The organism is Nostoc sp. DSM 114160, assembly GCF_053470305.1.
On sequence record NZ_JBPFGO010000004.1, the window covers coordinates 1,076,380 to 1,088,535 of the forward strand.

The following is a 12,156-nucleotide window of genomic DNA, read 5'->3' on the forward strand; positions in this document are numbered from 1 at the left end:
TGCCAGAGGTCTAATCGACACATTTGTATTGTGACAGTTAAGAAAATTCTGATAATATCGATGAATAATTAGATTCGTAGTCAAAACTTTAGTCTTTAGTATGAACACTCAAAACTAGCTGGTAAATTCATAAGAAATATTAGCACTATTTTGCTTTCCAAACTGTTGGCTAAAATAAAGACGATATAACTCACACATGGCGCTAGCTTGATTGCCGTTTAGTTTAACCAAACCCATACTTTCTAACTTGTAAGCAGCGATCGCGTTTAACTCCACTTTTTCATCTGTGGCAATTACCTGTTCCATAGCTGACATTAATTCTGGTTCTGCTTGCAGTAGTGTCAACAGTTCTCGTAAATGCTGACTGTAAATTCCTACTGGTGTAGATGCAGTTTCTAATAACACCTCTAGCGTCATTCTACCCTGACATAGATGATAAAATGCAAGGCTCACCAGATAGGGATGTCCTCCTACCATTGCTTGTAGGGGTGCAAGGCGTTTTGCCCCTTCCAAGTTTCCTGCCCAATCTAGTCCGTAACGTAATGCTAAACTCTGTACTTGCTTAAGGGTAAATGGTGGCAGTGTAATTGTTATCCCAACATTGAAAGGCGATTGGTTGAGCTTGAGCGGAATATAAATTTCTGTGGTGTGAACCACTACCATCCGTAGTTTTTGCCAAATCCGATCTTGCTTTGCTTGTTCATGCCAAAATCGCAGCATTGGCAGAAAGTCTTGGGCAATATTGGGATGTTCAAAAATCCGATGGACTTCATTCAAAGCCAAAACTAAAGGATTATCATTAATGTATTGCAACAAATAAGCTTCAAAATAGATTTTGCAGCTTACCTTGCTGCCCATTTCTATATCCCAAAAATCATCTACACAAGGAAGGAGATTTAACTGCCTACTGGCATTTACACAAAACCAACGCAAAAATTTATCCAGAGAAACAAAAACATCTCGGTCAGCTTCTTGAAAGTCCAAACAGACAATTTGATAATCTTGCTCTTTCGCATAAGCAATCATCCGATTGAGTAGAGAACTTTTTCCCATCTTTCTAGGTGCTTTGAGCCGGATTAAGCAACCAGGTTGTAAAATCTCATTACAAACAAGTTCTTCCAGAGAAGGGCGATTGATGTAAAAAGGAGAATTTAGTGCTACAGGTCCGCTGGGAAACTCTATCTTGCTTGCTGAAAAAAAGCCTGGAGAAATCATTTCTAAACTAGATTCTTCACCAAACTTCTCTTGAACCTGATTTTTTTGATTATCTATCTCGTCTTGCAAGTGTTTTTTCAAAGCTAAATGTAGATTTTTTTTCGTTATTCTTTCCCCAAGTGCGATCGAAAGGTCTTGCCACAACTCAGAACCAATTTCCTTGATGTAATTGTTGCCGTAGCCTGATACCTCTGCCATCTCACCATAAGTTTTACCCAACCACGATTGATAAAGCACAAACCACTGAATTGGATCGAGAGGCTTGTCTTGGAGAATTTTTTTTACAGATTGTAGAAGCTTATCCACAGAGAAGAAGTTGTTAAACAGCTAGGCAATTTGCTTATACTTTTGAGCCTGGTAACAATATACATCTGAAATATATCTGAAAAAAAAATATTTGAAATCAAAAAAAGTTGATATTGCTGCATTCATCACTATACCAAAAATGTGATTATAATTACTTTTTATCAGGTTTTTTGTATAGAGTTTAAGTCGGCAAGCACGATAAAAGCAATATATATTTAGTTTTGTAAAAACGGTGAAATAACGAATTTGTAAAGTATGTGCTGTATTTACATTTCGTAAAATACTTGGGGATTTTCTCGCCCACTTACTTAGCGCTCTTCCATCACTCTTGGAGAAAGCAATTGCTGCAAGGCTTACGAACCTCACTTTTCAGGTTTTGGCTACATTTACATTTGTGAATTTATATTAGAAAATAAAGCCTCAAACCTTGATTTAGTAATAGTTTCAGTTTTCTGCTTCGATTATTGTTTTCACCAGAGCGATCGAAGGTCGTTAGTTTAGCCTAAATACAGCCCTGAAAAACCTGGTGACAACGATGGCTCGCTGGTATGAGATTCTAGAGACAGTCAATGTGAGCTGAACAGAATGGAACAACATCAAAAGCCAACGGTTGTAATTACGGGTGCCTCTTCAGGGGTGGGTTTGTATGCTGCAAAAGCTCTTGCTGAAAGGGGATGGTATGTGGTGTTAGCGTGTCGGGATTTAGCAAAGGCACAAAAAGCAGCCCAAAGTGTGGAAATCCCCTACAACAGTTATACCAGCATACATATTGACCTTGGCTCCTTGGAAAGTGTTCGACAATTTGTGAAGAACTTCCGAGCCACTGGCAAATCTCTAGACGCTTTGGTGTGCAATGCTGCAATTTATATGCCCTTAATCAAAGAGCCGTTACGCAGTCCAGAAGGTTACGAGTTAACTGTCACTACCAATCATCTAGGGCATTTCCTATTGTGCAACCTGATGCTGGAGGATCTGAAGAAATCATCTTTAGAGCCAAGGCTGGTAATTTTAGGAACAGTTACGCACAATCCAGACGAACTAGGTGGAAAGATTCCACCACGTCCCGATTTAGGCGATTTGCAAGGCTTTGCAGAAGGGTTTAAAGAGCCAATATCGATGATTGATGGCAAAAAATTTGAACCAGTTAAAGCTTACAAAGACAGCAAGGTTTGCAACGTGCTGACTATGCGGGAACTGCACGAGCGCTATCACGATTCAACTGGTATCGTCTTCAGTTCTCTTTATCCAGGATGTGTTGCAGAAACGCCGTTATTTAGAAACCACTATCCCCTGTTTCAGAAAATCTTCCCCTTGTTCCAGAAGTACATCACCGGGGGATATGTGTCTCAAGAGTTAGCGGGAGAACGGGTTGCTGCCGTGGTTGCCGATCCTGAGTATAATCAATCCGGTGTTTATTGGAGTTGGGGAAATCGCCAGAAGAAAGATGGTAAGTCTTTTGTGCAAAAAGTCTCTCCTCAAGCTCGCGATGACGAAAAAGGCGATCGTATGTGGGAATTAAGTGCCAAGTTGGTTGGACTTGCATGATGGAACAAAAACAGACAAACTATGCTCATCTAGTGTTCACCGTTCCACTCAATACTGATGAGTCAACAGAACATCTTAACCTTTACAAACTAGAATGTGAGACTACACCTTTAACAAAATTAATACCTCCCAATTTCTAGAGTTCGTAGGGTGCGTTACACTTTGTTAACGCACTGATGTTAATTGTAAATAGATACGAAAAATTATCTAAACATTTCTGATGGAAACTGCTATGTCTTCTTTAAAGGCGCATTCCCAAACGCTATATGAAACTGATTACTTGCAATGGATAGAAACGACTGTAGAAAAATTGCAAAGTCAGGATTACGCAAACGTTGAGTGGGAGAACCTAATTGAAGAAATTGCCGATATGGGAAGGAGTGAACGCCGGAGTCTTAAGAGTAATTTGATTGTAATTCTGATGCATTTGCTCAAATGGCAATTTCAGCCGGACAAAAGAAGTGGTAGCTGGGAAGGAAGCATAATTGAACATCGTAGACGTGTCAAAGAAGCTCTAGATGATTCACCTAGTCTCAAATCCTATCTTGAGATAGTTTTTGCTGAGTGTTACACACAAGCGGTTAAGCAAGCAAAAGCTGAAACTGGCTTGTCAATGGAATCCTTTCCTCTGAACTGCCCATACCAGCTAGCAGAAGTCACAGATGATGAGTTTTTACCTCAGTAAGCCCTGAATCGGTCTGGATGTACCGCTTCACTCTACAGTTATACCTCTATATGCCTACTCTCTTGACTTAATACATGGAAAATATGTATAATGACGGACGCATAGAAGGGGAGTAGCTGCTGGCAAAAAACTTGAAAGCCAGTACATCTGAATCAACATACTGGCGATGAGCCTGGTTCAGATGGCAAGTAATCAATATTTGAAAGCGAGACCTTCACTAAGTTCACACCGAAAAGTGTAAACTTGGTGAGGTCTTTTGGCTCTCATCAAGCTTCACATCGGTAAACAATTCTTCAGGAGCTTGAGAGAGTGTTAACAGCTTTTACCGCAGGTTTATTACTAATTACAGTTTCAGAACTAGGTGATAAAACATTTTTTATTGCTGTAATTTTGGCAATGCACCACCCGCGGCGGCTGGTGTTTACAGGTGTGACAGCTGCTTTGGCGGCGATGACAATCCTTTCGGTGATATTTGGACAAGCAGTATCTTTGTTGCCAAAAGTTTATATTCATTACGCCGAAATAGCTTTATTTATTGCCTTTGGTATCAAGCTGTTGTATGACGCTAGTAAGATGTCAGCTGCTGCTTGTGATACAGAAGTTGTGGACGAAGCTGAAGCTGCGGTGAAACAAGCAGATTTGCAGTTACCAAAGCAAAAGACTGGTTTGGCAATTATCATAGAAGCCTTTACGTTGACATTTATGGCAGAGTGGGGCGATCGCACCCAAATTGCCACTATTGCCCTAGCCGCAGGTAATAACCCCATTGGAGTGACAATAGGTGCGATTTTAGGACATTCTATTTGTGCTGCGATCGCAGTTATCGGCGGCAAAATGATTGCCGGACGTATTTCTGAGCGTCAACTCACCCTGATTGGCGGATGCCTATTTTTAGTCTTTGGTATTGTTGCTGCCATTGAAGGAGCGTGATCAGGGGCAGGGGAGGCAGGGGAGACAAGGGGACAAGGAGAAAAGGGGGAATTATTGAACAAGTCTCTTCCTTGTCTTCCCCCTCTTCCTTGTCTACCTTGTCTCTTCTCCATGCCCAATGCCCCATGCCCCATGCCCAATGCCCCCTACTTAGGCTTACTTTCCAATGGAGGCGCGGGAGATGCAGCAGGAGTAGGGAGGGGGGAAGCCGTTGCTGCTTTTTTAATTCCGTCTTTGTACTGAGCAGGTGCTAAAGCTACGGCACTATCAAACAAAAGTTTTGCTTCTGCGTCTTTGCCCTGTTGTTTCAGGAGCATTGCTTTTGCCACAACGGGGCGGAAATCTTTGGGATCTTTCTTAATTGCCTGATCGTATACAGAGCTAGCTTGAGCGTACCGTTTCTGGGAAGCATGAACAGAACCTAACAGCACCTGCACCGCTACTGTATCTACACTTCCAGGCTGAATTGTATTTGCTTGGGGTGCATTAGAGAGGGTTTCTTGCAACAAACCAATGGCTGCTTCGGGGCGTTGCTGACTGATTAACAGAGCCACCATTCCTTGCAAAGCCTTCAAATCGCCCGGTTTCGTGGACAAAACCGAGCGATAAGCTTGAGCGGCTCCTTCGCGATCGCCAATTGCTTGTTTGACTTGAGCTAGTAGCACAGAATATTCTGATTGTTCGGGATTGAGCTTGGCTAGCTTTTCTAAAGGTTCAATCGCCACTTGGATATCAGCTGGTTTAAGCTCGCTTTTTTCTTTTTGATTTTTTAGTAATTGTAACCGCGCCTGGAATAAGCCGTAGAGCGCAGTTTGATTTTCTGGTTCCCTTTGCAAAACCTGTTCATAACCCCGTGCTTCGTCTTCCAGTTTTGATTTTTGGTCAGCAGAGGACAAACTGCCTTTGGTGCTAGCAGTATTCTGACTTGAGGGTGGCGTATTATTAAATGCTCCAATTATGGGAATCACCGAAACACCCACAAAAGCAAGAATTGCCACCGCTAAGACGACTTGAACTATCCAACGATTGCGCGGTTGAGACACGGTTTTGTCTTTCTCCTAAATTTTAATGACATTATTATTTACACAAATCGTAAAGTTAAAAATTTCCAAAACTTTGCGGAATACCGTCAATTGCCTGTGAATTTTATAACAATTAACTATCCACACTGCTAAAGTAAGTGATGACTTTAGGAGGAGCCGTCAGAATTGTAGCTATGATATGCTTCCGAAACTAGTGTAAAGCCGCTAAATTAGACATTTAGTGTTTATACATTAAATTTAGCGCCTTTAGGATTGTATAGAGTACCCTAGTGTGATTTTGTGAAAAGCCAATATACTTTCATCAGTCGCACAAATGCTCTTTCCAGCTGCCTTTGTAAAATCCCACAATGGGATGTGTCTGTGCCGCAAGGAGTTTTTATGAATTCCGACCTGATGCCGTTGCCTGAATCTTCCAATTCTTCTGCCTCTAACCAGGGCCCAACTAACGTAGAGGCAGCCGCTAATGTTCGCATAGCAGCCCAGTCCTCTAAACAAGTTGACAATTTGCCTGTCAACACCAGCGAGACTGACTCAAATGGGAACTCGATCAATCGCCAGCAACCGATTCCACCTCCCAGCGAACCGATGCAGTATCGAGCGATCGGGTTAGTCCGGGGTCGCTATCATGCTAGCAGCGAACAATTTACTCAAGGTACGCTGTTGACCGCAGATGGTGTAGAACTCAATGCCGTCCTCCTAGGCCGGATTATGAGCTTAGTCAAGAATCATCTAGACCTAGAAAAAGAACACTTGTGGGTAGTATATCCACGTACCAGACAAGAAAATGATACCTTGCACATCCAAATCGTCGGAGTTTGGGAGCCAGAAAATCTGGCTAAAAACTCAACAGATGAGGACGAATCGGATTTGGAGTTGCAATTACAGACACTTGATGATGGCTTATCCGAGAACTCTGAACTAAATACAACTCCCCCCAGACCTTCATCAGAAGTTACTGATGGTGGTTTTTCTGTTCGTGGTGAAGTAGTATACCAATCTTTTGATGCTAAAAGCTTGGTAGTCAAAATTAGGCAGGCTCCACGTAAATCAACTGATAAACCCAAATATTTTAAGTTGAAATTGAGGGGTGTGCTAACTACCAAAGCAGTGGGAAAATTCTGGGACTTCCAAGCCAAGCGGGAAGCAGACGTTTTAGTAGTAGAAAAAGCTGAGGCGATCGCTGATTTACCCAAAAAACGCAAACCACCATTTAAAGGTGGGCCTCGTGCTGGCATTGGTGGTGCTGGTGGTAGAAAACCATTCCCCCCCAGACGCACTGGCGAAACCCCTCGTCCCATCAAGAAAACAAGTACAGGCGGCGACCCTTCAGTGGTGTCAAAACCTATACCAAGAACACCTGTTCCTAAACCTATCAAACGACCGAAACCGACTCAAGAGTAGGGAATGGGGCATTGGGCACTTGTACTGAGCGAAGCCGAAGTATTGGGTATGGAGAAGAGACAAGGTAGACAAGGAAGATGGGGGAGATTTGTTCAATAATTTCCTCTTGTCCCCCTTGTCTCCCTGCTCCCCTGTTCCCGCACTCCCCCCAATCAAAAATCCGTTCGACGGTCTTGGGGTAGAAAAGATCGCTCCATCGGAATTGGAGAAACTGGTTCTGTCAGGGTAAACGTACCTGCTTCGATCCACTTTTTCAACTCTAAGGCGACTTGCCTAGAAAAAAACAAACTCGCTAAGGGGGCAGAGCGTACTGCTTTGCCCTCTATGGCGATCCACCCAGATTTGAGTTGGGCGTAACTCACCAAACCAAAGGTGGGACGGACGCGCCGGGGAATGGAAAAATCTACTATTGGGGCTACTAAGTCTCGATCTTGGACAGCACAGTGTTCAATTACTTGTTCATTTAATACAGGTAGTGGTACCCCAACACCTAACATTAATGAGGGGCCATAACTTTTGAAGTAACACCCCCGCACCCAATGAGCATCCATTTGTTTGGCATCACCAATTAAAGCTAAAGTAGCGGAAGGCCCGATCGGTGTACGATTAGCTAAACGCTTTTGTAAGGGAAAGTGCTGAGTGCCTTCCCAGACAACATAGCCAATACCGCCGCCTAAAAAAATTCGAGTCCCTATACCAACGAGTTGCAAATCGGGGTCGTTGAGTAAGGGGGAAATCGCACCGGGGTTAGAATAAACAGCATTCCCCAAACGCGGTTGTAAAGGACCGAGATAGGTGAAGAGGGGGCGATCGCCACCATTTACACCAACAATAAAATTTTGATAAAGATTGCGCGGATTGAATAAATAAAACTGATTAATTGTGTCACTGGTAATTGTAGTTTCAAAATTTGCTCTGGGGTAACAATCTGTTACTTGTCCTTGCGCTTTCACGTGTATAGATTTACCAGCGATCAAATCTTCGATTATATGACCGCCACCACGTTCTCGCACTTCTTCCCCATCCGTCGTCTCCACAGCGCAACTCGCACCCAAATATAAATCTACTGCCCCAAAACCAGAGTATGCTGGCACGCCATCTAACCAACAACGGCGAATTTTTATTGGGGGATCGGTATGTCCCAGATTGATAATTGCACCACTTGATTCCATCGGCTCAAAAGTACCAGTGGTAACTACATCAACTTCTTTAGCAGCTTTAGTAACACCGATTTCTACAACTCGTGCTTTTAATTCTTCAGTTGTCAACACCACCGCACGTTGGCGCTTAATTTTTTCGTTAATTTCTGCAATTGTTCGCATCTTCTCAGTGCTTGCGCTTCCTGCTGAATGGTAAATAGGGAGAAACACGATTAATCGCGTCTGTAACTAGGGAGTAGGGAAAAGAAATTTTCATTGCTCTTTGTGAGCGCAGACGATCGAGGCTTTTGGATAATTTCATCTCCAAATAGCGATCGCCAATCTCTGCCCGACATTAACACCCCGAATAAGGATAAAATTCCAAAAAACAATTCAAGGATTGCAAAATTAAAATGATATATTTTTTGGAGCAAACAAGCTGTCTGTATCCAAAATGCTTTTTTCTAAGTAAAATTACTATAAAAAATTTTTGGATTATCAATCAAATGTATGGTTAGAATTAAGTGGATTTACTGAATTTAAATAAGCAATGTCCATCTCTAAGGGTTTGTACCAAAAGTTTACAACTTTCAGTTGTTATTTCACAATTTCTGCCTAATTAATTTCCGGTTTCTGCAAATTTAATCTTTAAGTGGTGGTGTTTTACCGCTAAACTACCAGGTCAAGGTTTTAGAAACCCGGACGAGATTTGAACTCATGTCTCACTGACCAAAAGCGATCGCCTTTTTCTGTAATCAAAAATTGAATGACTAATCTTCTGGTTTCAAGATGTCATCATCAATCGATGGCTTCTTCTTAATGTCTGTATTTTCTGCTTTCCAATTCTCATCGGCTTCTGGAGATTGAGAAACTATTACAAATTCAGTCTCTTGTGTATGATTATTTCCCCATTCATCCAGAACATCTTTAATTAACACTTCTTGCAACCAAATCTTAGCGACAACAGTCAGGGGTAGGGCTAGAAATAATCCTAAAAAGCCAAAGAAAGTGACGAAAAATAGCTGGGCAATTAAGGTTATGGCTGGCAGCAATGAGACTTGATGCGCCATCACAACAGGCGTGATGAAATTACTCTCAATTTGTTGAATAATAAAGTAGAGAATCAAGACAGCGATCGCTTTCCAAGGTTCATCTAAGAAGGCGATCGCCATTGCTGGGATTACACTCATTGTTGGCCCCAGATTGGGAATCAAGTTAAAAAATCCCGCTAAAACTGCTAAAGCAAGTGCTGCCTTGACATGCAAAATTGATAACCCAATCAGACTCATCACTCCCACTACACAGATGGCAATGAAAGCGCCTGTAATCCATCCCTCCAGAGAGACTTCACATTTATCTAAAATCCCATCTACCCGCCGCCGATAAAATGAAGGGAAAAGCCGCACAAATACTTTGCGGTAAGCCATTGGGTCGGCTAACATCATTCCTGTTAAAACCAACACTAGCAAAATCTTGAGAACGACTTCTAAAGAACCAGATACAAAAGCAAAGGAGTTTCCCAGTAGCCGATTGGCGAAAGGCTGTACTTGTTGGATGAGACTATTAATATCTGGGATATAAGGAACTAACTGGTCAGGAATACGAGTTCTCAGGGCATCAAGCCAACTATTAAAGCGTCCAAACCCTCTAGGAACTTGATAGGTTAGTTCTTGAAACTGCTGGGCAAATGGCGGCACAATTAGCCAGAAAAAACCCACGACACCTGCGAAAAAGATAGCTACTGCTAGGAGGGACGGCGAATCCGCGCCTCATCCCAAAGCTTTGGAAGCGTTTCGCTAGCCGATTTAAGGTGGTGGCTAACACAACTGCGGCAAACATCAGCAAAAGCACTTCCCGAATTTGCCACAAGATGTATAAAGAAAGAACTATGGCGATTAAGCCGATCCATTGACCGAGGTTCACAGGCTAACTCCTAACCGTTGCCAAGATGCAATTTTATTGTAATTAAGCTAGGTTAGCTGATTTTAGGAACTTGTGCGTAAAACTATTGAGTTAATTTTGTTTTTCTGCTTGAAATCGCCACAGTAGAGCGATCGCTACAATCGCAACCGGCAAGAATACTATAATCAGCGCGTTGGTTGCTGTCGCCGGAATTGGTAGACTTGGCCCTGCATACTTAATCAATACCGATAACAAAGCCGAGAGTAAAAGCAGTTTTAGAATTAATCCTAGTTGATTTTCCATAAAAGTACGGCAATACAGATTTTTGTGGTACATACAAATTTGCGCTGTACCGTATAGTTTCTAGAATAAACCCACAGATACAATCCTTGTAGTTTTCACAAAAATATAATTTCTAGTACCTGTCAGAAGCGAAGGATGTGAGGCGCGATCGCTATTACACTTTGTTAGTGCTGCCTGAACCTCAGACAGCACATTATACACTATTAAAGCTTTACAGAAAGTAACCAAAACAGCCTTTGAGTAATTTAAATTAAGCACAAAGGAATGCAGAGTTTTAGCAAACTTTATTTGCTCTGAACTGCCTCAATTCTATATTTAGTTTTAATCAACTCAGACAGTTGTATCAAAAGTTTTTTCACTCTAGCTTGAATATATTTAGGATTTTTTGGTACACGTTTAGCTATATATCTTAATAAAGCAATCTGATAGCCAAACTTATACTGAATTGCGGAAAATATATTAGACTTGACCTGGTGGGCTGCATCTTTATCTAGGTTTTTTAACTTTGTGACTTCACGATGATATACCGGATGCTCTCCCCAAACGCAGGCAAAGTGTACAAGAGCCGGAGACACCACCTGATTGTATTTTTGAAAAGTAGATTTACCTTTAATAGCATCTATATTAAAAGAACCACGAAGACCGATAGGTGTTCGCATCATCAGACCTTTATCTTCAAACATACTTTGATTATGTAGCATCATAGCTAGACCAAAAATACGTTCATCATTAGGGCCATCACCACGAAATTCACTAATACCTAGCTTTTTCCAGTCTCTTGAAAATTCTAGTGCTGTTTCAAAAAAGGCCTTCGTAGTATCGTTTTTTTCAAAATAATAGAGACCTCCATTAAATCTAGGTAATTTTGTCAGATTAAATCGTTGGAGTGTGTCATCTACATCAATGAAATTATCTTTATCACCTGCTTGAAGATATACATTACCTGGCACACTAAAACTTCTGCCTTTAAAATCATCAAAAATAAAATTAATATCCCTTACTGCTATGCAATCACTATCAATACAAAGTGTGTATTTAAATGGAGAATAATCATAAACGTGAAGCTTTTGTTTGACGTTAGAACCGTATTCTTTTCTAAGATTTATAACACAATCATAAAGCTCTAGCAAATCTCGATCGTCTTCACGATCGGTAACAATAGCACGCGGAATATTTGGTGAATGAAGACGTAGAGAACGTGCTAATGACTTTGCCATTTCTAGATAATAAGATGCTCCGTAAGCATAAGTGATAATGCCACGTTGTGAAATAAACATATTTCTATTAATTAGTAGTATCTAAGCTTTAACTTTCTAATTGCATTCTAACTTACACTTCAAAAGATAGATATCCACTAATATCAATCCAGCTTAAAATCTGTGTAAAGTATCCGTAAAGTATAGTCTAGAGGATTTACGCAACTGGCATATTATTTTCAGTTCGTAGTGTTGGCGCACTTGTACTGAGCAAAGCCGAAATAGCGTCTCGAACGCGAGTGCATTTCTGAAAGAGAAGAAAAAATTTTAGTCCTCAAAAAATGGCTAAAGCCCTTACTACAAACTACAAATCCGATTTTTTGGTGACACTTGCGTAAGTCGTAGTCTAAATTTTCTTCAGACCTGTTTAAGTATACCTGATTGCCTTTAAAAGAAAATTTTAAAGGTACAAATCGGTTAAAAACAGAAAT

The 12,156-nt window shown here is 41.3% G+C and carries 9 protein-coding genes and 1 pseudogene; 4 read left to right on the top strand and 6 right to left on the bottom strand.

Annotated features, from left to right (window positions below; translation table 11 throughout):
- Nucleotides 1-114 precede the first annotated feature (114 nt).
- Nucleotides 115-1,521, bottom strand: a complete 1,407-nt coding sequence (locus NSTCB13_RS36430; RefSeq protein ID WP_448275823.1) for an AAA-like domain-containing protein — start codon at nucleotides 1,519-1,521, stop codon at nucleotides 115-117.
- A gap of 585 nt (nucleotides 1,522-2,106) precedes the next feature.
- Between NSTCB13_RS36430 and NSTCB13_RS36435 the strand changes: the two genes are divergently transcribed.
- The 3 genes from NSTCB13_RS36435 to NSTCB13_RS36445 all read left to right on the top strand — a co-directional run bounded on the left by NSTCB13_RS36435 (nucleotide 2,107) and on the right by NSTCB13_RS36445 (nucleotide 4,681).
- Entirely contained in the window at nucleotides 2,107-3,066 is a 960-nt protein-coding gene (locus NSTCB13_RS36435; RefSeq protein WP_448275825.1) for a protochlorophyllide reductase, read from the top strand.
- A gap of 220 nt (nucleotides 3,067-3,286) precedes the next feature.
- Nucleotides 3,287-3,751 (top strand): DUF29 domain-containing protein, encoded by a 465-nt coding sequence (locus NSTCB13_RS36440; protein ID WP_448266553.1) that lies wholly within the window; start codon nucleotides 3,287-3,289, stop codon nucleotides 3,749-3,751.
- A gap of 309 nt (nucleotides 3,752-4,060) precedes the next feature.
- Nucleotides 4,061-4,681, top strand: coding sequence for a TMEM165/GDT1 family protein (locus NSTCB13_RS36445; protein WP_445626508.1), 621 nt, complete (start codon nucleotides 4,061-4,063; stop codon nucleotides 4,679-4,681).
- Nucleotides 4,682-4,827: 146 nt separating this feature from the next.
- Here the strand turns inward: NSTCB13_RS36445 and NSTCB13_RS36450 are convergent, their stop codons facing one another.
- Complete coding sequence (locus NSTCB13_RS36450; protein ID WP_448275826.1) at nucleotides 4,828-5,724, bottom strand: tetratricopeptide repeat protein; 897 nt, start codon at nucleotides 5,722-5,724, stop codon at nucleotides 4,828-4,830.
- Between the two features lie 378 nt (nucleotides 5,725-6,102).
- Here NSTCB13_RS36450 and NSTCB13_RS36455 point away from each other — a divergent pair, with 378 nt between their 5' ends.
- On the top strand, nucleotides 6,103-7,125 hold the full coding sequence (locus NSTCB13_RS36455; RefSeq protein WP_445626510.1) for a hypothetical protein: 1,023 nt from the start codon (nucleotides 6,103-6,105) through the stop codon (nucleotides 7,123-7,125).
- A gap of 152 nt (nucleotides 7,126-7,277) precedes the next feature.
- Here NSTCB13_RS36455 and NSTCB13_RS36460 read toward each other — a convergent pair whose 3' ends face one another.
- From NSTCB13_RS36460 to NSTCB13_RS36475, 4 genes and pseudogenes are all read right to left on the bottom strand, one after another.
- Nucleotides 7,278-8,447 carry a homocysteine biosynthesis protein gene (locus NSTCB13_RS36460; protein WP_448275828.1) on the bottom strand — a complete coding sequence of 390 codons (1,170 nt, stop codon included), beginning with the start codon at nucleotides 8,445-8,447 and terminating at the stop codon, nucleotides 7,278-7,280.
- A 587-nt stretch (nucleotides 8,448-9,034) separates the two neighbouring features.
- Nucleotides 9,035-10,187, bottom strand: a pseudogene (locus NSTCB13_RS36465) (AI-2E family transporter).
- Nucleotides 10,188-10,277: 90 nt separating this feature from the next.
- Nucleotides 10,278-10,469 (bottom strand): hypothetical protein, encoded by a 192-nt coding sequence (locus NSTCB13_RS36470; protein ID WP_448275900.1) that lies wholly within the window; start codon nucleotides 10,467-10,469, stop codon nucleotides 10,278-10,280.
- 284 nt (nucleotides 10,470-10,753) lie between these two features.
- Entirely contained in the window at nucleotides 10,754-11,746 is a 993-nt protein-coding gene (locus NSTCB13_RS36475; RefSeq protein WP_448275830.1) for a hypothetical protein, read from the bottom strand.
- Nucleotides 11,747-12,156 lie beyond the last annotated feature (410 nt).